This window comes from Thalassovita sp. ABM4_323 (genome assembly GCF_056158665.1).
On sequence record NZ_JBSWTS010000007.1, the window covers coordinates 994094 to 1015191 of the forward strand.

The 21098-nt window shown below is 60.1% G+C and carries 26 protein-coding genes; 8 read left to right on the top strand and 18 right to left on the bottom strand.

Annotated elements, in window-relative coordinates; genetic code table 11:
* Positions 1-76: 76 nt before the first annotated feature.
* On the top strand, positions 77-403 hold the full coding sequence (hspQ, locus tag ACXADQ_RS07205; RefSeq protein WP_475317726.1) for a heat shock protein HspQ: 327 nt from the start codon (positions 77-79) through the stop codon (positions 401-403).
* On the opposite strand, the gene ggt is transcribed toward hspQ, so the two are convergent.
* The 3 genes from ggt to ACXADQ_RS07220 all read right to left on the bottom strand — a co-directional run bounded on the left by ggt (position 400) and on the right by ACXADQ_RS07220 (position 3000).
* Positions 400-1977: a gamma-glutamyltransferase gene (gene ggt / locus ACXADQ_RS07210; protein ID WP_475317731.1), complete on the bottom strand. Its 1578-nt coding sequence runs from the start codon at positions 1975-1977 to the stop codon at positions 400-402. The genes hspQ and ggt overlap by 4 nt on opposite strands.
* Positions 1978-2183: 206 nt before the next feature.
* Positions 2184-2672: an ATP-binding protein gene (locus ACXADQ_RS07215; protein ID WP_475317734.1), complete on the bottom strand. Its 489-nt coding sequence runs from the start codon at positions 2670-2672 to the stop codon at positions 2184-2186.
* On the bottom strand, positions 2656-3000 hold the full coding sequence (locus ACXADQ_RS07220) for an STAS domain-containing protein (protein ID WP_475317738.1): 345 nt from the start codon (positions 2998-3000) through the stop codon (positions 2656-2658). Before ACXADQ_RS07220 ends, ACXADQ_RS07215 begins: the two co-directional genes overlap by 17 nt.
* 90 nt (positions 3001-3090) lie before the next feature.
* Between ACXADQ_RS07220 and ACXADQ_RS07225 the strand changes: the two genes are divergently transcribed.
* Positions 3091-4263, top strand: coding sequence for a thiolase family protein (locus tag ACXADQ_RS07225; RefSeq protein ID WP_475317745.1), 1173 nt, complete (start codon positions 3091-3093; stop codon positions 4261-4263).
* A gap of 91 nt (positions 4264-4354) precedes the next feature.
* Positions 4355-5392 (top strand): alpha/beta hydrolase, encoded by a 1038-nt coding sequence (locus ACXADQ_RS07230; RefSeq protein ID WP_475317750.1) that lies wholly within the window; start codon positions 4355-4357, stop codon positions 5390-5392.
* Between the two features lie 5 nt (positions 5393-5397).
* On the opposite strand, the gene ACXADQ_RS07235 is transcribed toward ACXADQ_RS07230, so the two are convergent.
* Positions 5398-5577 (bottom strand): hypothetical protein, encoded by a 180-nt coding sequence (locus tag ACXADQ_RS07235; protein ID WP_475317754.1) that lies wholly within the window; start codon positions 5575-5577, stop codon positions 5398-5400.
* Positions 5578-5843: 266 nt separating this feature from the next.
* Between ACXADQ_RS07235 and ACXADQ_RS07240 the strand changes: the two genes are divergently transcribed.
* On the top strand, positions 5844-6215 hold the full coding sequence (locus tag ACXADQ_RS07240) for a GFA family protein (RefSeq protein WP_475317759.1): 372 nt from the start codon (positions 5844-5846) through the stop codon (positions 6213-6215).
* 69 nt (positions 6216-6284) lie between these two features.
* On the top strand, positions 6285-7181 hold the full coding sequence (gene rarD, locus ACXADQ_RS07245; protein ID WP_475317766.1) for an EamA family transporter RarD: 897 nt from the start codon (positions 6285-6287) through the stop codon (positions 7179-7181).
* On the opposite strand, the gene ACXADQ_RS07250 is transcribed toward rarD, so the two are convergent.
* Entirely contained in the window at positions 7174-7584 is a 411-nt protein-coding gene (locus tag ACXADQ_RS07250; RefSeq protein WP_475317771.1) for a nuclear transport factor 2 family protein, read from the bottom strand. The genes rarD and ACXADQ_RS07250 overlap by 8 nt on opposite strands.
* Positions 7585-7682: 98 nt before the next feature.
* On the opposite strand from ACXADQ_RS07250, the gene ACXADQ_RS07255 reads away from it, so the two are divergent.
* Positions 7683-8336, top strand: a complete 654-nt coding sequence (locus ACXADQ_RS07255; RefSeq protein ID WP_475317777.1) for an RluA family pseudouridine synthase — start codon at positions 7683-7685, stop codon at positions 8334-8336.
* Here ACXADQ_RS07255 and ACXADQ_RS07260 read toward each other — a convergent pair.
* From ACXADQ_RS07260 to rbfA, 12 genes are all read right to left on the bottom strand, one after another.
* Positions 8333-9358 (bottom strand): serine/threonine protein kinase, encoded by a 1026-nt coding sequence (locus tag ACXADQ_RS07260; RefSeq protein ID WP_475317781.1) that lies wholly within the window; start codon positions 9356-9358, stop codon positions 8333-8335. The genes ACXADQ_RS07255 and ACXADQ_RS07260 overlap by 4 nt on opposite strands.
* 66 nt (positions 9359-9424) lie before the next feature.
* Positions 9425-10054, bottom strand: coding sequence for a type VI secretion system-associated protein TagO (locus ACXADQ_RS07265; protein WP_475317787.1), 630 nt, complete (start codon positions 10052-10054; stop codon positions 9425-9427).
* A 48-nt stretch (positions 10055-10102) separates the two neighbouring features.
* Positions 10103-11542 (bottom strand): aldehyde dehydrogenase family protein, encoded by a 1440-nt coding sequence (locus tag ACXADQ_RS07270; protein ID WP_475317791.1) that lies wholly within the window; start codon positions 11540-11542, stop codon positions 10103-10105.
* Positions 11543-12031: 489 nt separating this feature from the next.
* The gene (pnp, locus tag ACXADQ_RS07275; protein WP_475317794.1) at positions 12032-14170 is read right to left on the bottom strand and encodes a polyribonucleotide nucleotidyltransferase; all 2139 of its coding nucleotides are present in this window, start codon (positions 14168-14170) and stop codon (positions 12032-12034) included.
* Positions 14171-14450: 280 nt separating this feature from the next.
* Positions 14451-15005 carry a hypothetical protein gene (locus ACXADQ_RS07280; protein WP_475317799.1) on the bottom strand — a complete coding sequence of 185 codons (555 nt, stop codon included), beginning with the start codon at positions 15003-15005 and terminating at the stop codon, positions 14451-14453.
* A gap of 140 nt (positions 15006-15145) precedes the next feature.
* Complete coding sequence (gene rpsO / locus ACXADQ_RS07285; protein ID WP_475317804.1) at positions 15146-15415, bottom strand: 30S ribosomal protein S15; 270 nt, start codon at positions 15413-15415, stop codon at positions 15146-15148.
* Between the two features lie 154 nt (positions 15416-15569).
* Complete coding sequence (locus ACXADQ_RS07290; RefSeq protein ID WP_475317808.1) at positions 15570-16532, bottom strand: calcium-binding protein; 963 nt, start codon at positions 16530-16532, stop codon at positions 15570-15572.
* A 62-nt stretch (positions 16533-16594) separates the two neighbouring features.
* Positions 16595-16906, bottom strand: a complete 312-nt coding sequence (locus ACXADQ_RS07295) for a DUF5665 domain-containing protein (RefSeq protein ID WP_475317813.1) — start codon at positions 16904-16906, stop codon at positions 16595-16597.
* Complete coding sequence (locus ACXADQ_RS07300) at positions 16899-17417, bottom strand: DUF1643 domain-containing protein (RefSeq protein ID WP_475317819.1); 519 nt, start codon at positions 17415-17417, stop codon at positions 16899-16901. The genes ACXADQ_RS07295 and ACXADQ_RS07300 overlap by 8 nt, the downstream gene beginning before the upstream one ends.
* A gap of 39 nt (positions 17418-17456) precedes the next feature.
* On the bottom strand, positions 17457-18368 hold the full coding sequence (gene truB, locus ACXADQ_RS07305) for a tRNA pseudouridine(55) synthase TruB (RefSeq protein WP_475317824.1): 912 nt from the start codon (positions 18366-18368) through the stop codon (positions 17457-17459).
* Between the two features lie 57 nt (positions 18369-18425).
* The gene (locus tag ACXADQ_RS07310) at positions 18426-19172 is read right to left on the bottom strand and encodes a phosphodiester glycosidase family protein (protein WP_475317830.1); all 747 of its coding nucleotides are present in this window, start codon (positions 19170-19172) and stop codon (positions 18426-18428) included.
* Positions 19169-19585 (bottom strand): 30S ribosome-binding factor RbfA, encoded by a 417-nt coding sequence (gene rbfA, locus ACXADQ_RS07315; RefSeq protein WP_475317833.1) that lies wholly within the window; start codon positions 19583-19585, stop codon positions 19169-19171. The genes ACXADQ_RS07310 and rbfA overlap by 4 nt, the downstream gene beginning before the upstream one ends.
* Before the next feature lie 89 nt (positions 19586-19674).
* Here rbfA and dapB point away from each other — a divergent pair, with 89 nt between their 5' ends.
* Together dapB and ACXADQ_RS07325 are read left to right on the top strand one after the other, a co-directional pair.
* On the top strand, positions 19675-20484 hold the full coding sequence (gene dapB, locus ACXADQ_RS07320; RefSeq protein WP_475317836.1) for a 4-hydroxy-tetrahydrodipicolinate reductase: 810 nt from the start codon (positions 19675-19677) through the stop codon (positions 20482-20484).
* Positions 20485-20547: 63 nt separating this feature from the next.
* On the top strand, positions 20548-20901 hold the full coding sequence (locus ACXADQ_RS07325; protein WP_475317839.1) for a dihydrodipicolinate reductase: 354 nt from the start codon (positions 20548-20550) through the stop codon (positions 20899-20901).
* Between the two features lie 3 nt (positions 20902-20904).
* Here ACXADQ_RS07325 and ACXADQ_RS07330 read toward each other — a convergent pair whose 3' ends face one another.
* A complete protein-coding gene (locus ACXADQ_RS07330) occupies positions 20905-21087 on the bottom strand; it encodes a DUF1674 domain-containing protein (RefSeq protein WP_475317841.1) in 183 nt (60 codons plus the stop codon).
* Between the last annotated feature and the right edge of the window lie 11 nt (positions 21088-21098).

Consider the following 21098-nt stretch of genomic DNA (forward strand, 5'->3'; position numbering starts at 1 on the left):
TCCCCCAAAATCGCGCCAATTCATGGACAAATACATGGGTTTAGGTCTATCCATGTCCTATAGGGGCTGCAACGACATGCTGAAGACACGCGCTAAATATCATTTGGGCCAGATCGTCCGGCACAAGAAACACCCCTTTCGCGGGGTGGTCTTTGACGTAGACCCTCAGTTCAACAATACCGAAGAATGGTATCACGCCATCCCCGAGGACAGCCGCCCCGCCAAAGAGCAGCCGTTCTATCATCTGTTGGCCGAAAACGACCAAAGCTACTATGTGGCCTATGTGTCCGAGCAGAACCTGATCGCGGACTACTCGGGCGAACCTGTCAGCCATCCAGACATCCCCGACCTGTTTGGTCCGTTCGAGGATGGTCAGTACCCGCTGCAATTCCAGCTCAACTAGTAGCCCAGGGCGCACCCGTCTTTGCGCGGGTCCGAGGCGCCCTCCAGCACGCCACTGTCATGAATACGAATTGCCTGCGCGCCGCCAATCGGCTGTTCGGGGATAACGATCTTATGGCCTCGGTCTGACAGATCCTGGCGCACGGTGTCAGAGTATCCGCGCTCGATCCGTAACTCTCCGGCATCTGCAAAACTGCGCGGGGCGTCGATCGCGGCTTGCGGCTCCATCCCGAAATCCACCATGTTTGACACAAAGCGCGCATGTCCGTTCGGCTGATACGCCCCGCCCATCACGCCAAAGGGCATGATCACCCGATTGTCGCGTTTCAGCATCCCGGGAATGATCGTGTGCATCGGGCGTTTTCCGGGGCCCAGCTCGTTGGGATGGCCCGGGATCAGATTGAAACCGGCACCGCGATTTTGCAGTAAGATGCCGAATTTCGGGCTGGCAACACCGGACCCAAATCCGCTGAAGATCGAGTAAATCAAAGACACCGCCATGCGGTCGCGATCGACAACGGTGATATAGACCGTGTCCTTGTGCACCATCTCGGTAAGGGCGGCGGGGGCACGCATGGCGCGTTTGGGGTCGACCAGCGCAGCCAGTTTTTCAGCGGTTTCGGGGGCTAGCATGTGATCCAGCCGGGCCATGTGATCCGGATCGGCCAGGAATCGGTTGCGGGCGTCATAGGCCAGTTTTGCGACTTCGGCCTCGATATGCGCGCGTTCTGCTCCCATTGGGTCCATGTTGGCAATGTCGAAATATTTCAGCATGTTAAGCATCAAGATTGCCGTCGCCCCTTGCCCATTTGGCGGGTGTTCCAGCAGGTCAATGCCCTGGTATTCCCCCTGAATTGGGATGGTCGGCGTACAGCGGGTGGCGGCGAAATCCTGGGTCGTGTGGGGTGCGCCCATAGCCTGCAGAGCGGCGGCCATATCTTCGGCCACTTCGCCAGTATAAAATGCATCTCGGCCCTGAGTTGCGACGCGCTTGAGGACTTCTGCCTGACCGGGCGCGCGAAAGATCTGTCCCGTGGTCGCTGGTTTGCCTGCGATCAAATAGTGCTGGCGGGCCTCGCCCTTCAGGGCCTGCGCAGCCGTTGGCCAATCCAGTGCGACGCGCGGTGCGACGGGCACGCCCTCGGTGGCGTAGTGAATGCTGGGGGCCAACAAGGTTTCCATCCCCAGTTTGCCATGGGTTTGCGCCAGATGGCAGAAAGCGTCCACTGCGCCGGGGATCGTAACTGACAACGCCCCGGTTTTGGGCACGGTGTTGAGACCTTGTTTGCGCAATGCATTCGCGTCCGCCCCAATTGGCGCGCGCCCGGATCCGTTGAGGGCTGTTACCGTTCTTTGATCTGGCAAAGAGATCAACGCGAAGCAATCTCCTCCGATTCCGGTCATCTGAGGTTCGCAGATACCCAAAAGGACAGCGCCAGCGATCGCCGCATCCACCGCGTTTCCGCCGCGCTGCAGGATGTCGATTGCAGTTTTGGCCGCCAGCGGGTGCGACGTGGCGCACATGCCGTTGGTGGCAAAGACAGACGACCTGCCCGGTTGGTGAAAATCGCGCATCGTGCCCCCCATGTTCCCGAGGAAACTTTAGTATGGGCGCGGCCCAAGTCCATTCTTTTTGAGGAAGTTGAGCCTCGACGTCGCGCACTGGGTGGGGGCTGTAATCACGCGACGCCGAGGGAAGCTCTTGCAGCTACGCCCCCGTTATTGCGTTTGTTTCGGGCGTCTTTATGAGGGGATTGGGGCAATTCTGCGGCGTCTCTTCATCAAAAGGCGCCATCTAGAGGCACGGTCAAACGTAGGCAATTCATCTGGCCGACGCGCTGATACGAGAGGTGCGAGCTCATGCTTTGTATCAACATCCAGCCAAATCCGCCCTCGGGCAGGTCATCTGTGGCAACGTCAACATCAGGACCGGATCGTTTGGCAAACACATGCACTGGGACTGGAAGCCCCTGATCCAGGATGGTTATGTCAATTCCGTTCGAAGACCCTTTGATACGCAATTCAACCGACCCTTCGCCCGAATCCGCATAGGCATGTTCGACGACATTATTCAGAGCTTCGGCCAGAACGATTTCGGTGCGGCCAATACAATCTTCGTCCAGCCCGCTGGTTCGCAGGCTTGATGTCATCGAGACGAGCGCATCGCGCACAGCCATTTCAGTGGCTGGGAAGCTGGTCTTGAACTCGTGCGGAACGTTCATGGTGCGGCCTGTTCCTATCGAGGCAACGATATCACGCGCGGTCAGCATGAAGGGCAAACGCCTCTTCGACGGTGCCGTGGATCGTAAAAACCGTATCCATACGGGTCAGTCGAAAAACCTTGTCTACATTGGGCATTAGCCCGGCCAAGTGCAGCGGCCGATCCTTGCCCAGTTGTTTCATCGCGGCCACGATCGCCCCCAAACCGCTGGAATCAATAAACGCGACGGTGCTGAGATCAAGCAGAACTTCGGCCCCGCCACCTTCGGTGATCCCTCGCATCTGATCCTTGAAGGCAATGGCAACGGCGGCGTCGATACGCTCTTCCTCAACCGTAATCACCTGATAGCCGCCCTGATCCGTACTGGACATCTGCATCAATAATCCTTTCACTTTGGCCGACGCAAGGAAACGCTAGACCCAAATCCTTACCATTCGGTATTCATGGGTCGATGAGGAGGAGTTCACATGAAATCTGTTGTAATCGCCGGTGCCGCGCGAACGCCTATGGGGGGGTTCCAAGGGGTTTTTGATGGGGTTGAGGCGTCAGTATTGGGGGGTGCAGCCATTCGGGCGGCGCTGGCCGATGCGGGCACTGACACGGTTGACGAAGTTCTGATGGGATGCGTTTTGCCCGCAGGTCAGGGCCAAGCCCCCGCGCGGCAGGCGGGATTTGCCGGAGGCTTGGGTGAAAACGTGCCTGCGACGACGCTGAACAAGATGTGTGGTTCGGGCATGAAAGCGGCGATGATGGCGTTTGACCAGATCGCGCTGGGCCATGCGGACACGATGATTGCCGGCGGGATGGAGAGCATGACCAACGCCCCCTACATGCTGCCGAAAATGCGGAACGGGGCCCGGATCGGCCATCAAGAGGTCAAGGATCACATGTTCCTGGACGGGCTGGAGGATGCCTATGACAAGGGCCGCCTGATGGGGACGTTCGCCGAAGACTGCGCCGAAGCGTTCCAGTTCACCCGCGAAGACCAGGATCAATATGCGATCGGCTCGCTGGACAATGCGCTGGCGGCGGAACGCGATGGGGCGTTTGATGGCGAGATTTGCTCGGTCGCGTTGCACACCCGCACGGGCGAGGAAATCATCACCCGGGACGAACAGCCCGCCAAGGCGCGGCCTGAAAAGATCCCGATGCTGAAACCGGCTTTTCGCAAGGACGGGACGGTGACAGCGGCGAACTCTTCGTCGATTTCGGACGGGGCGGCGGCGTTGGTTCTGGCATCCGAGGACGCGGCCGAGGCGCAGGGTCTGAACATTCGTGCGCGGATCATGGGGCATGCAAGCTTTGCCCATGCGCCCTCGAAATTCCCGACGGCCCCGGTCCCGGCGACACGCAATCTGCTGGAGCGTCTGGGCTGGTCCGTCAGCGATGTCGATCTGTGGGAGGTCAACGAGGCCTTCGCCGTCGTGCCCATGGCCTTTATGAAGGAAATGGGTGTTCCACGGGACATCATGAACGTGAACGGCGGTGCCTGCGCGCTGGGCCATCCAATCGGTGCCTCGGGCGCGCGGATCATGGTGACGCTGTTAAACGCGCTGGAAAAACGCGATCTGAAACGTGGCGTGGCCGCGATTTGTATTGGCGGCGGCGAGGGCACCGCCATCGCGATCGAGCGGGTCTGAACTGCTTGGGGGATAGGCCCCTCGTTTCTTTCGTAGCGTCAAAGTTGACAGATAGATGGGCAGCGGCTTCCCTCTCGCAAGGGGGGCCACCATGAAGAAACTGTTTACGATTTTCGCGCTGATCCGCGTGCTGTTGCCTGAAACCATCGTTGGGTGGCTGTATGCGGGGCGGCGAACCGTGATTGCCGGGCGCCAGATCGATCCCAAAGCTCAGGCGGCCAGCGATCTGGTCAGCTTGCTGCGCGATCCGAATGCTCCGCCAACCCTGGAGCAAAGCCGCGCGCAGATCGCGGCCATGGCGGCCAAATTCGAACGTCCCTGCCCTGCGGATGTGAATAAACACGATGTCTCTTTGCCGAGCGCCACTGGGGTGCAACCGGCGCGGATTTACGTGCCCGCAGGGCGCGACCCCAAAGCGTCACAGCCAACCTTGTTGTTTCTTCATGGCGGGGGCTGGGTCCAGGGCGGGCTGGAGACGCATGATGGTATGTGCGGCCATTTGTGCGCGGGCGCCGGCGTTCGGGTGATTTCGTTCGAGTATCGCCTGGCCCCCGAACACCCGTTTCCGGCTGCGCCAGATGACGTGTTGGCGTGCTATCAGGCGCTGCTGAACGGCGCAGAGGGGTTGAACGTTCAACCCGAGCTGTTGGCTGTTGGCGGGGACAGTGCAGGCGGCAACCTAACCGCGGTTCTGATGCATGATTTGGTCGCGGCGGGCCTTCCGCTGCCGTGTGCGCAAATTCTGATCTACCCGGGCACCGATGGGCGGCTGACCTCGCAATCCATGGCCGACCTCAAGGACCAGCCGCTATTGGCGGCAACGCGGGTGGCTTGGTACTTGTCGCTCTATCTGCCCAAAGACCAAGACCGCACGGATCCTCGGGTGTCTCCGCTTTTGTCACCCCATCTTGCGGGGCAGCCCAAGGCGCTGATCATCGCGGGCGGGCATGACCCATTGTGGGACGATGCGTTGTCATTGGCCGCAGCACTTGAACAGGCGGGCGTTCCGGTCGACCTGCTGAAATATCCGGGTCAAGTGCACGCGTTTTTGTCTTTGAACCGGGTCATTCCCCAAGGGCGCGAGGCCCTTGAACAAACTGCGGCGTGGTTGCGCACAGCGTTCCGCTAATCGGTTCAGTCAAAACGCGCCAGCTTGTCCAGTTCGGGCGCTTGCGTGCACCATTTTTCTTCGACCTGGACCCAGACGGCATCGCGTTCGGTCGCGTGGATGGTAATTTGGCCGGCCTCCATCGAGATCACCTCGGGATCCAGCAGGTTCAGAAACAGTGCAATCGCTTCGGTCGTCAGACACATGGCAACTCTCCTTCGCTAGTCTTCAGCGACACAGAGCGTCCTCCGGCACCCTTGCCGGGGCTTAATCTACGCGGTGATTTCCTGATTTCGTCCACTGAAAATGCTGCAATGCAGCAAAATCGGCGATACATCCCCGGAATTTGCTGAAGATTTAGGCAGAAAACCACAAAAGAACTAAAGAAGCCCTGACAGCACCGTCCGGATCGCCCCCTTGACGAAAAGGGGAGGCCGGTGCCTTCTGCATCTACCCCAAAAAGGAGCCCGACATGACCCAAGGAAGCTGCGCCTGTGGTGCCATCCGATTTGAATGCCACGCGCCCCTGACCAACGCGTCGGCCTGTCATTGCAGCCAATGCCGCAAGATGAGCGGCCATGTCTGGGCCTCGGCGCAGCTGCCGCAGACCAGCCTGACAATCACAGGCCCCGTCACGTGGATCACGCTCAGCGAGACGGCGCGCCGCGGCATCTGCCCGGATTGCGGGTCCTATCTGTTTTGGCAGGGCAACGGGGAAACCGAGATCAGCGTCGCGCTGGGGGCTGTCGATGGGGATCCCGGGATCACGTTGGAAAAGCACATCTTCACGCGTGATAAGGGCAGCTATTACCAGATCGCGGACGGAATGCCGCAACGTCCCTAAGCCAACCGGATTTCTACGGCCTTTTCGCGCCATTGGCCCTGGGCTAGACCGGCCCGGACGGAGGCCACCATGCAATCTCAGGACAATACAGACAGCCCGTGCGGGTTGGCCTTTGCCATTTCGGCCTATGTCATGTGGGGGTTTCTGCCGCTCTATCTGAAGGCAATGGCGCATATTCCGGCCCCCGAGGTCGTCGTGCATCGTGTGATCTGGGCGGTGCCGATCGCGGCTGGTCTGCTGATCTATTTGGGCCGGACCCGGGATTTGATGACGGCACTGCGCACGCCCAAAATGCTTGGGATGGCTTGCGTGACGGCCGCGTTGATCTCGATGAACTGGGGCATCTATGTCTGGTCCATCGCGGCCGAGCGCACCCTGGACGCCGCGTTAGGGTACTACATCAACCCGTTGTTCAGCGTGTTTTTGGGCTCGGTTCTGTTGCGAGAACGCCTGAACCGGCCACAATGGGTGGCCGTGGGTTTGGCCACCCTCGCCGTAGCGGTTCTGTGGGTTGATCAGGGGTCGCTTCCTTGGCCAGCTTTGGCGCTGACGACCTCGTGGGGGTTTTACGCCTATTTCAAGAAGTCACTGCCCATCGGTCCGAACCAGGGTTTCTTGCTCGAGGTTCTGATACTACTGCCACCCGCCCTGGCGTATCTGGCGTATCTGACCCTGTCGGGGCAAAGCCATTTTGCCCTTACGGTTCCGGATACATTGCTGTTGCTTGGGGCTGGGGTTGTTACGGCGGTGCCGCTGATCACCTATGCCAACGGAGCCAAGCTGCTGCGGCTGTCGACCATCGCCGTTCTACAGTATATCGCGCCGACGATGATCTTTCTGAACGCCCTTTTTGTGTTTGGCGAACCCATGGGTCAGGCGCGGATGATTGCCTTTCCTCTGATCTGGTTGGCCTTGGTGATCTATTCGGTGTCGCTGTGGAAAGAGCTGCGCAAACGTCCTAGCTAAGCGCATCGCGGAATTTCAGGAACCGCGCGTCCGTCATCACCCGCGCATTCATCGCCTCGCGCAGGGCCCCGACCGAGCGATGCGGGCGCATCGCGACCTCGAACACGGCGATCATGCCATCGTCGTCCAGCGTGATCAGGTCGACACCCACGGCGTCGTGCTCGCCGACTTTGCATTGGAATTCCAACGCCCAATCGTTGCCCGCACCCATGATCCGGCGATACCGGAAATCGGAAAACACCTGCCCGACATGGCCCAGAACCGCAGCCACGGGTTCGCGCCCCGACCATGTTTTCCAATAGGTGGGCGGTAGGAATTTCACGTCCTCGGCCAGAATGGTGCTGATCTGATCCTCTTGCCCCGAGGCCACGATTTCCGTCATGCGTTCGATTGTTGGATGCATTTTGTCCTCCCGTTTTGTCGATGGTGACAGGCGGATCGGGCCTGCGGCAAGCGTAACGTCGGGTTGCGCAGGGGCTTGCCTGCGCGTAAGTCGATCCCATGACGTTCAGCACCGAGTATACCCCACCAGATGACCCGCTGGAGATCCTGCACGAGGATCACCAGATCATCGCGGTGAACAAACCCTCGGGGCTGTTGTCGGTGCCCGGACGGGGCGAGCATTTAGCCGACTGCCTGCTGACCCGGGTCCAGGCCGCTTTCCCCGAGGCGCTGCTGGTGCATCGGCTGGACCGTGATACCTCGGGCGTGATGGTGTTCGCGATGACACCCCACGCGCAGCGTAGCCTGTCGATGCAATTCGAAAAGCGTACCACGCGGAAAACCTATGTGGCCCGTGTTTGGGGCAGGTTAGAGCCGAAATCAGGCACTGTAGACCTGCCGCTGATCGTGGATTGGCCCAACCGCCCGCGCCAGATGGTGGATCACGAAAACGGCAAGCCCGCGGTGACCGATTGGCGGGTGCTGAAATACGGTGACAGGGAAACCCGCGTGCGTCTGTTCCCGAAAACGGGGCGCAGCCACCAGCTGCGCGTGCATATGCTGGCGTTGGGGCATGTGATCCTGGGCGATCCGCTGTATGCGACGGGCGAGGCGGCGGATTTCCCGCGCCTGATGCTGCATTCCGAAGAGCTGCGGATCAATCACCCCGACAGTGGCGAAGGGATGCGGTTCCGGGCCAGGGCTCCGTTCTAGCGCATCGACCGATCGGTCAGGTTTAGGCGTCCGGCCACGATGGGTTTCAACACGCCCTTTAGCGCAGGGTCATCGCCGCGCAGTTGCTCCAGCTCGTCCAGGCGATTGGTTGCGATCAGCTCCAGCAGGTCCACCCGCACGGTGCCATCCGCACCCCTGGGCAGGGCAGGGACCAACTGACACAGGTTCGGGGCCGGATCGCATTCCGGTATCTGCCAACCCTCGGGCGCCTCGACAAAGGCATACAAACCCGCCCCACCAGCTGGCAGCGCATACGAGGCAAAGGCCACGTCGCGCGCACCCGCGCCAATCAGCGATTCACGAATCTCGGGCCCGTCCTCGGTGATCCGGTTCTCTGTGCCTTCGCCATCAGACCAGTTCATCAGGCTGCGCGTGACAAAGTTATACAGCCGCTTGCCCGTCGCCATCCAAATGCGCGAGGGCAGTGACTTGCGTGACACCAGCCGCCATTGGCTGGGCGTCAGCAGATCGGGGGCATACTTGCGCTTTTGTTTGAGCATGTGCCGCAGGTCCTCGCGCGCGGCGATGCGGAACAGTTTTCCCTGACGCCGGTGCACGCTGGCCAGTTGGAAATCGATCACGCCAGCACGCCCGTCAGGCAGCATCAACCAGTTCTGAGGCTTGGCGATATCATTGTGGGTCACCCCCCGGCGGCGCATCTCACGCAACAGACGACCGGCGTCTTTGTACCACGCGCCATCACTGGGTTTGGCCAGATGCAGCGGCGTGCCCTCGGCCCAGACGCGCAGGATGCCACCCCGATCCGACTCCAGCAGCACCGGAACGCCTTCGATTCCCTGAACGGCGCGCAAGCCACGCGCCTCTTTGCGCGCCAACACTTGCGAGATGAAGCGCGCCCACCACGGCACCCCGTCCAGACGGCGCAGCACGACCTTGACCTCGGGCGCATCGGCCAGATGCCCCATGATGGTTTCCGAGAACACATCGCGTTTCAAAACCGTATCGGGCACGAAACGCCGGATCGAAGGGTAGTCCGCCACAAAGGCCCCCGTAAAAAGATAATCCGGGGCCGTGATAGCGCTGGGGCAAGGAGAAAGGCAACCGATTTACCAGTGACAGGCCTCGCGCAGAGGAGCGATCGCGGTTTCGAGCCCACTAATCTTAAACTTGGCCGTGACCGGGCTTTCATTAAACGGGGTAAAGCGGGTCAAAAGGGTCTCGCCAGTCAGCATTTGCTTGATCATCGGGATTGATTTTCCCCCCGACCACAAACCCAGCGCGCGATTGTCGGTGCTCGCAGAGAAGCTCCGTGCCGACGATTTGCGATCATCGATCCGATATTCCACCCGACCATATCCGCTAAATCCCGAGGCCATATGACAGCTGGTATGTATGATCAGCGATGTTGTGTTTTCCTTGCAGCGCAGCATCAGCTGCGCTTGCGAGCGCCCATACAGGCCGCAGTCTAGCTCTTCCTCTGATTTGATCGTCATGTAAACGTCAGTTGTGTCTTTGAACTCAGAGGTATCCAGCCGAACCACCCAATCTCCATGTTCGGGTTGCGACATGGCTGGCTTTGGAGAGGTCGTGCGTCCCGCGACCCGATCATAGCAGGCCAGGCGATCAAGATCCGTGTCGATAAAGATGCATTCAGCGGGATCACCCGCTGCAAACGCTGGAAGTACTGACAGAACAATTAGGGCGGCGCCGGAAAATAAACTGTAAAGGTGCATCATGATGACATGATGCACCTTTTGCGATTATTGGCAATACAGAGAGTGCGCTTATTCGGCGGCCCAACCGGCCACCGATTTAACCTCGAGGAAGTCCTCGATGCCCCAAACGCCGCCTTCACGCCCGTTGCCGGACTGTTTCATGCCCCCAAACGGGGCGCCCGCGCCGCGGCTTTGGCCGTTCATCTCCACCATGCCCGAGCGCAGCTGCAAAGCGACCCGGTTTGCCTTGTCGCCATCGGTGGTCTGAACATAGTTCGTCAGGCCGTACACCGTGTCATTGGCGATCTGCACCGCCTCTTCTTCGGTTTCAAAGGGGATGATCGACAGCACGGGGCCAAAGATTTCCTCGCGTGCGATGGTCATTTCGTTGGTGACGTCCGCGAATACGGTGGGGCGCACGAAAAAGCCCTTGTTCAGGCCTTCGGGACGGCCAAGCCCCCCAGCAACCAGACGCGCGCCTTCGTCGATACCGGTCTGAATCAGGCCCTGGATCTTGTTCCACTGTGCCTCGTTCACGACGGGGCCAATGTGACGGCCCAATTCGCTGGCAGGGCCCACGGTGACTTTGTTGGCGACCTCGGCGGCGGTCTCAACCGCTTGATCATATACGTCCTTTTGGACCAGCATCCGGCTGGGTGCATTGCAGGACTGACCGGTGTTGTTCATCATGTGCAGCACGCCGCGTTTGACCGCTTTGTCATCCGCATCGTTAAAGATGATGTTGGCCCCTTTGCCGCCCAATTCCAGGTGAACACGTTTGAGCGTCAGCGCCGCGTTCTGCGAAATCGCGATGCCCGCGCGGGTCGAGCCGGTGAAGCTGACCATATCCACATCAGGGTGCCCGGACAGGGCAGACCCCACGCCGATACCATCGCCGTTCACCAGGTTGAACACCCCTTTGGGGAAGCCAGCCTCGTCCATCATCTCAGCGAACAGGATCGCATCCAAGGGGCTTTCCTCGGAGGGTTTCAGCACCATGGTGCAGCCGGCGATCGCTGCGGCAACCACCTTCAGCGTCACCTGGTTCATCGGCCAGTTCCAAGGGGTGATCAGCGCGCAAACGCCGACGGGTTCATAGACGATCCGGTCATTCGGAGCGTGATCCCCCAGCGGACGGTTGAACTCGAACCCCTTGGCAGCGCGCAAGAAATTGCTGATGTGCCATGTGCCCGCGCCCACCTGAGAGCTGTTGGACATGTCGATCGGAGCGCCCATTTCCAGGCTGATGGCCTCGCCCATTTCTGCGGCGCGCCGTTGATAGATTTCCAACAGCTTTTCGACCAGCGCGATCCGCTCGGCCGGTGGTGTGGCCATCCAGGCCGGAAAAGCTGCCTTGGCCGCAGCGACGGCTTTGTCCGCATCCGCCTGACCGCCCAGCGAGATGACGGCGCATGCCTCTTCGGTGGAGGGGTCAATCACCGCGCAATCGCGGGATTCGATGGGATCCACCCATGCCCCATTGATATAGAACTGACGTTTCTCGATCATTTTCTTGACCTCCAAAAGCGTTTCCCGTCCCGCGGTGTTTTTCTGTTTTCTAGGATATTGAGCCACAGCGTTGGCGCGCAGTTTGTCAGTCGAGCGAGGACGCTGCAAGACCTTGTTGGCTCCTGTTTCAATAATTTGATCAAATTATGCGATTCAGCCGGAGAATGACAGCCTCTGCCGCATGGCGCGCACCCCCCCGCAGTTGACACTGCGAGGGGCTGATTGGACCACCGAAAGAAATCAAATGCCTGTATCTGCCACCTCTATCACCCAACGAGCACGGGCGAATTCAGACCCGGATCGGGGCTTTGCCTTCTGGGTGCAAAGCCCCTGTTCCGTGAGTAAACGGCTTGGGGCTAATGGCCCCGTGAGATCAATATGGACGCTGCCAGACATGTTTTCAGGGGGAAAAACCCAAGACCTGCTCCCCCCAATGCAAAAGCCCCGACCAAATGGCCGGGGCTTTCGATTTTCCAAAGGAGGGGCCGATTACTCGGCGTCTTCCTTTTTCTCTTTCTTGGCTTCTTCGCCGGTTTCCTGATCGACGACTTTCATCGACAGGCGAACCTTGCCGCGATCGTCAAAGCCCAGCAGCTTGACCCAAACCTCTTGGCCCTCTTTCAGGACGTCCGAGGGGTGGTTCAGGCGGCGGTTTTCGATCTGGCTGACGTGCACCAGGCCGTCGCGCTTGCCAAAGAAGTTCACGAAGGCGCCGAAATCGACGATCTTCACGACCTTACCTTTGTAGATCTTGCCTTCTTCGGGCTCGGCCACGATCGAGTGGATCATGTCGTATGCCTTCTGGATGGCTTCACCGTTCGGGCTGGCGATCTTGATGATGCCGTCGTCGTTGATGTCGACCTTGGCGCCCGACACTTCGACGATTTCACGGATGACCTTACCGCCCGAGCCGATCACTTCGCGGATCTTGTCAGTGGGGATTTGCATGGTTTCGATGCGCGGGGCGTGGACACTGAATTCGGCGGTGCCGGACAGCGCCTTGTTCATCTCGCCCAGGATGTGCATCCGGCCCTCTTTGGCTTGTGCCAGGGCTTTCTCCATGATCTCGGGGGTGATACCCGCAACCTTGATGTCCATCTGCAGCGAGGTGATACCAGCCTCGGTACCGGCCACTTTGAAGTCCATGTCGCCCAGGTGGTCTTCGTCACCCAGGATGTCGGTCAGAACGGCGTAAGAACCGTCATCTTCCAGAACCAGACCCATGGCCACACCGGCAACGGCGGCCTTCAGCGGAACACCGGCGTCCATCATGGACAGCGAACCACCACAGACCGATGCCATCGAGGACGAACCGTTCGATTCGGTGATCTCGGACACCAGACGCAGGGTGTAGGGGAAATCGGTTGCCGAGGGCAGAACCGCCTGCAGCGCACGCCATGCCAGTTTACCGTGGCCGATCTCGCGGCGGCCGGGGCCACCCACGCGACCCACTTCACCAACCGAGTAGGGCGGGAAGTTATAGTGCAGCATGAAGTTCGATTTGAAGTTGCCGTGCAGCGCATCGATGAACTGCTCGTCGTCACCGGTGCCCAGCGTGGTCACAACCAGACCCTGGGTTTCACCGCGGGTGAACAGCGCCGAACCGTGGGTCCGGGGCAGCAGGCCAGTTTCGCATTCGATGGCGCGGACCTGATCCAGGGCACGGCCGTCGATACGTTTGCCTTCTTTCACGACGGTGCCACGCAGAACCGAGGATTCCAGCTTCTTCAGAGCGGCGCCCAGGTTGGCGTCTTCCAGCTGTTCTTCGGTCAGGCCGGCCTTGATGGCGTCTTTGGCAGCGGCAACAGCGGCAACGCGCTCTTGCTTGTCGGTGATCGCGTAGGCGTCGCGCATGGCGGTTTCACCAGCGGCTTTGACGACTTCGAACAGATCGCTGTAATCCGGGGGGGTGAAATCGAAGGGCTCTTTCGCGGTCTCTTCGGCCAGTTCGATGATCAGGTCGATCACCGGCTGGATTTGCTCGTGCGCAAAGGTCACGGCGCCCAGCATTTCGGCTTCGGTCAGCTCGTAGGCTTCGGATTCCACCATCATCACGGCGTCTTTGGTGCCAGCGACAACCAGGTCCAGGCGCTGTTCGGGGTTGTTGCGCAGGTCCTGCATATCGTCGACCGACGGGTTCAGGACATAGTCGCCATCCACAAAGCCAACACGCGCACAGGCGATCGGGCCCATGAAGGGGGCGCCCGAAATGGTCAGCGCAGCCGAGGCCGCGATCATCGCGACCACATCAGGGTCGTTTTCCAGGTCGTGGCTCAGCACGGTGCACATTACCAGAACTTCGTGTTTGAAGCCGGGAACGAACAGCGGGCGGATCGGGCGGTCGATCAGGCGTGCGGTCAGGGTTTCTTTCTCGGTCGGGCGTGCCTCGCGTTTGAAGAAACCGCCGGGCACTTTACCGGCCGCATAGTATTTCTCTTGGTAGTGAACCGTCAGCGGGAAGAAATCCTGCCCGGGCTTGGGTTCCTTGGCGAAGGTCACGTTTGCCATGACGCTGGTTTCGCCCAGCGTGGCAATCACGGTGCCGTCTGCCTGACGGGCAACCTTGCCGGTTTCCAGTGTCAGCGTTTCATCGCCCCACTGCATGGATTTGGTTGTTACGTTGAACATCATCGTATCCTTATAAGGAGCACTCGCGGGCCCTCCCGCGTCTCCTTTTTTGCATGACGGCCCCATTGCCGCCGACCCCAATCTTTCTCATGCGCCCGGAGTCAAAGGCGTCACGTCTCAGATGCATGGGGCCATACAGGAATTTCAGAGCATTTGAAAGTCACGATTGCCGACACCCTTGCGAACCTGGACGGCCTGGTGCCATAGCCGCCCCGTTTTGAGCTCTGTGAAGAGCCTGTCGCGCGAGGGGAGCACGTACGAATTGAGCCCCTGGTTCGCCCTAGCTGCAGTCTGCTTTGACCCACAGTGTTGTATCAATGGCGCCTGCCCAGTGGGACTTGAGACGGTTGTAGCCTTCGTCAAACCCCAACCACCGGCATTTTGACGACGCCTCAAGCGCTTGTTGCGCCAATTTCGCACGTGTTTTGACAGAGAGCTTGAGCGGCTTAGGCTTGTAGAAACTGCATAGGCCCTTTTTCACGTCTTGCATATTGCATTGGCGGGCATAGCCGTCTTTGCTCACGTAGATGGTAGCATAAGGATAACCGGACAAAAACTTCAGGTCTCTTACCGTTGTCTTAAGGCGGTCAGCCTCTTTTTGCCAAGCAGCGTGTGGGATTTCGGGGGGGAGGCTGCCTCTTGCGTGGTTGAACGAAAAAAAGACGGGTGCCGCAGAGAGCGGTTCGGATTTGCTCCGCGCAATGGACCAACTGACGCTGTAGTTTCCGATGATTTCGCTGCCACGGTTGTCACTTTGCTTGCCGGGCCTGTCGCTGTCGCATGCGGCCAACAGGCCAAGTGCGGTACACAGAAAAAGAGTTTTCACAGATCGCATCCGCTGTCCTTTTTGATATTTTGCGCAAAATGAGAAAACTCTCGGAAGACTTCAACCCAAGACTGTCGCCGAATGCAGGGCAAACAAAAAACGCCCGCTCGATTGAACGGGCGTTTCTGACTGTCGAAAGATCCGGCGTCTTAGCGGCGGATACCCAGGCGTTTGATCAGGTCCTGGTAACGGGCCTCGTCTTTGCCTTTCAGGTAGTCCAGCAGTTTACGACGCTGGGCAACCATCATCAGCAGGCCGCGACGGCCGTGGTTGTCTTTCTTATGAGTTTTGAAGTGCTCGGTCAGGGTCGAGATGCGCGAGGACAGGATAGCAACCTGTACTTCGGGCGAACCGGTGTCACCTTCTTTGGTGCCGAACTCTTTGATAACGCGTGCTTTTTCTTCTGCGGTAATCGACATCGGGGTCTCCTGTTAAGTTAAGGGTGAGGGCGCAAGCCGGGATGTCGTCCAGCAGGGTCCATGGAGTTATCTGCCCGAGATTCCCCAGACAGATGCGCGCGTATACGGAGATTCCTTTGAAAAGGAAAGGAAAAAGTCAGGCAGGCTGCTTAACTCACGCGGGTCGGGTAATCAGAGCGATATCATCGACCGTCAGTCCCGATCCGCCGTTGATGGTCGCAACCTGTTGGCCATCGACCAGGATCTGCACCTCGCCGGTTGCCTCGTCGGGGTCGGACAAAGTGACCGACGGATCCTGGCCCGCGACATCATCCACGATCACGCCGATTTGGTCCGAGCCGGGGTCGAAATCCAGCACCGTTGCGGGGCTGTCGACCCAGTCACTGATCAGGATCATGTCAGCGCCTTCGCCGCTGTGGATGGAATCACCGCTGCCGCCGACCAACGTGTCATCACCCGAGCCACCGTTCAGAAAGTCCATTTCTGAATCGTCGTCTCCGACAACCAGGTCATTCCCAACGCCGCCAAACAGCGTGTCCTGTCCGGTGCCGCCGGTCAGCGTGTCGTCATCCAGATCTCCGTGCAGGGCGTCGTTCCCAGCACCCCCAACCAGTTGGTCGTTTCCGGCACTGCCGACCAAGCTGTCCGAGCCCTCATTGCCGTACAGGATATCCTCGTCGTTGTGGCCAAACATCTGATCGTTTCCTGCGCCACCGATCATCGTGTCATTGCCATCTTCACCATGCAGGGTGTCGTCGCCTTCGCCGCCCTGAATGGTATCTTCGCCTTCGCCGCCGTGCACCTCGTCTTCGCCGTCCCCGCCCGAGACAAGGTCATCACCCGCATAGCCGTGCAGACTGTCGTTGCCTTCGCCGCCAGACATGGACTGATCGCTTTCGTCGCCCGCAATGACATCGTCCTCTGATCCGCCGTCATCGGCGTTGGCTTCGGCGCTGTCCAAAGCCTCGGTCAGCCCGTTTTGATCGGTGTCGTCGCCCGTTCCCTCTTCGTTCTTTTGTTCGGTATCAGCAATCGCCTCGTCATCACCGATCATATCAAAGCCAACGAATGCCGCCCCGGCGGCCATAACACCCAACAGTCCTGCGATAAGTAACATTGTTTGCACCCACGGATTTTCCCGACCCCATTACCGCATGGGGTCAGGCGTTTGCGCAATACTTATTCGCCGGTCTGGTTAACGCCCTCTTGCGCGCCAGCGGCCCGTTCGAACTCATCTGCCAACTGCGCGGCCCAATCGCCGATCAGGGGCAGAAACTCGAATTGCGACAGCCACCAGGCCAGGATCGACACAAGGAAAGTCGCCCCCAGAACAGAGCCCAATCCAAAGGCCAGACCACGTGTGAATTGGAACAGGATCAGCCGCACAACCGAGTTCTGCACGGCGATGAAGCGATGCCCATTCAGCGTTTCCACTTCGCGGGCCAGGTGGCGTATCGCCTCCAGCGTCTCTTTCTCGGTCTGGTCATTCATCGGGCATGTCCCACAGTTCGGGTTGCTGAGTGTAGGCGATATACAGCGGGTGTTTGGGGTGCCCTGCTTTGGTGAGGCCCAGATGATGGACGGGCAGGCCAGTACCGCGCAGCAGCCGCGCGATATGCGGGCCCTGATCCAGATGCTCGCCATGGGTGCCCCAGGCAGCGATGATCTGATCGGCCCAGTGACAACCATCCAGAATTGTCTGGTCATTGGCGGGGCCAACGGGATCCGAGGCGGCGCGCATCGCGCGCGGATCGGTGTCGCGCCAGGCAAAGATGTTGGTCACGCGAAAGGCCCCAAATCCCAGCGCGCGGGCGCGGCGTTCGCAGCGTTCCACGGTGGGATCATTCTGCACCTCGGTCGCGGTCGAGGGGTTCAGCATCACGAACAAGGCCTTGCGCCCGGCCGGATCCCAGATGCGGGTCAGCTCATAGCGATATTTCTCGCAATCCGAATAGATGGCGGTCGAATGGGCGTCGCCCTTTTGAAACTCACGCGTGATCATGGGCTGTTTGTGCCCGCGCACGCGGCGCAGCGCAAGCGATCAATCCAGGTTGAACACGCGGTTGGGGTGCAGTTCGGCGCCTTGCAGCTGACCCACGGCCAAAGGTTTGCCGTTATACGAGGCCCAGCAGTCCTCGCCCCATTCGACATCATGCGCGATGACCATGCCGGGGTTACCGTTGCGCAGACGCACGGCGCCCTGATCGGTAGCTTTCACCTCGGGCAGATCGGCCAGGCCATCCTCGACCGGGCGCAGGAAATCGTCCAGCTCGGGCGTGCGGGCCATGTCGTTGATCTGCTCGATGCTGATCCCGTCCTCATCTGCGTCAAACGGGCCGGACCAGACGCGGCGCAGCCATTCCACATGTCCATGACAGCCCAAAGCGGCGCCCAAATCCCGCGCGATCGAGCGCACATAGCCACCCTTGCCGCAGACCATCTCCAGCACCACGTGATCGGCGTCGGGGCGGTCTTCCAGCAGCAATTCTTCGACCCACAGGGGGCGGGCGGCGATTTCGAAATCCTCGTCAGCGCGGGCCAGTTTATAGGCGCGTTCCCCGTCGATCTTCACGGCCGAGAATTTCGGCGGGACTTGCATGATATCGCCCAGGAATTGGGGCAGGGCGTCCTTGATCTGTTCATCGGTTGGGCGAGCGTCGGATTCAGCGATCACCTCGCCCTCGGCATCATCGGTGTTGGTCGCCTGACCCAGCCGTACGCTGAACCGATAGGCTTTCAGCGCGTCGGTGATATAGGGAACGGTCTTGGTCGCCTCGCCCAGGGCAACGGCCAGAACACCGGTGGCATCAGGGTCCAGCGTGCCCGCATGGCCCGCCTTATTCGCGTTGAACGCCCATTTCACCTTGTTCACAACGGCGGTCGAGGTCATGCCCGCAGGCTTGTCCACCACCAGCCAGCCGGAAATGTCGCGTCCCTTGCGTCTACGTCCCATGATTTACTGATCCTATAGCAATCCGAGCGCGCGGGTTAGAACATGCGGCGCGCGCTGTCAATTTGCGGGCGCAACCACGCCCACGATCGGCCCCAGCCGAAACCCCGGATCGTCCCGCCCAATCGCAGGCGCGTACATCCGCGAGACCTTGCCATCAAAGTACAGCGCGTTGGGCAGGTCCAGCGTATCGCGGAACAGGCTGCCAAATTCGTGAAACGTCACCGGGTTGCGCGAGATCGCAAAGACCACGCGCTTGCCATCGGCGGACGTGCCCACCCCGTTTCGCACATACCGCGAGCTGCTGTCGGGCAGGAAACGCGGATGCAATTCTCCATCAATCACCAGCATTGGCCCGGATTGGGTCGCGTCGCGGCAGGTGGGTTTTTCCTTGATGAACCGCAGGGTCTCGATCACATCCGCGCGGCCCGGACGGATGCAAAACACCCCGTTGGGCAGCAGGCCGAAGTTCCCGGGACCAGCATTTGATACCACGCGCATTTCCTGCTGGCCGTCCTGAATGTACAGACCCACAGGCGCGCGATCATCGTGATACATCCCTGCGTTCATGGCGAATTGCAGGGTTTGCCCGTCGGGCAGGCTGTCCTGAACGGCCGAGAACTGGCCCAGAACCTCGCCCGAGGAATCACGCAGGAACAGGCGCAGGTCTTCGGCGGCATTGACCTCGCAAATCGTGAACCGGTTGTAGTCCAGCTGTAGGTTGCGGCACTCGACCGCCTGCGCTGCGCCGGGCAGCAGGGCCAACAGGCACAGGCTGACCCATAGATTGACCCAATGGCGGATCATTCGTCGTCCTGGTTTGGATCGCGGTCCAGGTCGCGGCGTACCTCGTCCTGATTCAGCAGACGGCGGGTTTCTTCCATCCGGTCAAAGGTGTCGTCCAGGCGGAACCGCAGCTCGGGCGCGTGTTTCAGCCCGCATTTCTTGCCGATCATGCGGCGCAGTTCCCACTGGTGCTTGGCCAGCAGCTTGACCGCCTCGTCTTTGCCCTCGCCGCCTAGCGGCAGCACGAACACGGTGGCGACGCGCAGATCGGCGGACAGGCGCACCTCGCCCACGGTGATCGACATGCGGTTCAGGTCCGGATCGTGGATTTCCCCACGCATCAGGATTTCGGACATCGTCCGGCGGATTTGTTCCCCCACCCGCAGCTGACGCATACCGGGTCCGGAACCGAAAGAGTTGTTACCTTTGGCCATGGCCTGCATCTACGCCTTCGTAAGGGCTTTGCCAAGCGCAACGCGACGGGCTAAGAGGGCGGGACCGCAGTTTTCTTGGAGTAAGACCGATGACCAACCTGCCCGGAATTGTCGTGACCGGAGCCTCGGGCCGTATGGGCCAGATGCTGATGCGCACCATTTTGGACAGCGACAAGTGCAAGCTTGTGGGCGCGGTCGAACGCAAGGGCCACGATTGGGTCGGCCGCGATGTGGGCGAATGTATGGGTGGCACTGCTGTTGGTGTGGTTGTGTCCGATGACCCTCTGGAGACGTTCCTGCACGCGCAGGCCGTGATTGACTTCACCGCCCCCGCCGCCACCGTTGAATTTGCCGCCATCGCCGCGCAGGCGCGGATCGTGCATGTGATCGGCACCACCGGCATGACGGACGCGGATCTGGCCAAGGTCGCCGCCGCGGCCCGCCATGCCACCGTGGTACGGGCCGGGAACATGTCGCTGGGTGTGAACCTGTTGGTGCAGCTGACCAAACAGGTCGCCGCCGCGCTGGACGAAGATTTCGACATCGAGATCATCGAGGCGCATCACAACAAAAAGGTCGATGCGCCCTCGGGCACCGCGCTGATGCTGGGCGAGGCCGCCGCCGAAGGGCGCGGTGTGTCGCTGGAGGCCGCCTCGGATCGGGGACGCGATGGCATCACCGGCGCGCGCAAACAGGGTGATATCGGGTTCAGCGCCATTCGGGGTGGCGACATCGTGGGTGAACATGACGTGCTGTTCGCTGCCGCTGGTGAACGGATCGTGCTGCGCCACCTGGCCACGGATCGCGCGATCTTTGCCCGAGGGGCGGTGAAGGCCGCGCTGTGGGGACAGGGCCAGAAGCCCGGTGAATACGACATGATGGACGTGCTGGGGCTGTAAACCCCTAGTGATCCAACCAAGTCCCGGCCTCGTATCCATCTCATTGGATACGAGGTGGCGACAATGTTTCGGGCTTTGGTTTTTCTGCTAGCAGCTGTCACGCCTGCGCTGGTCCTGGCGCAGGATCTGCGGCCGATCACAGAGCGCGCGACCTTTCTTGCCCTGATCGAAGGCAAAGAGCTGCGGCGCCTGGGGATTCGGCTGAATGTTCATTCGGACGGCCGAATCATAGGCAGCGCGATGGGCCGCCCTGTTACAGGGAACTGGATTTGGCAGGACCAGTTTTTTTGTCGCGACATGCAGTGGAGGGACTTGGCGCTGGCCTACAACTGCCAGACTGTGCGCCAGAACGGAGATGCCTTGCGGTTCACCTCGGACCGGGGACACGGAGATTCAGCGGATCTGAAACTGCGCTAGCGATCAAAAATCGATCGCGATGCCCTTCTTTTCCCAATCGCCATAGCGGACGGGTTCGGGGCCATCACGGCCGCCCAATTCCTTGGGCAGGGCTTTTGCCTCGGCCTCCGCCTTCTTGCGGCGCTCTTCGGCTTCGGCCAGGGCGCGGATGGCGGCAGGGGGCAGGTCTTTTTCGGGCTCGCTCATGGTCTCTTCCT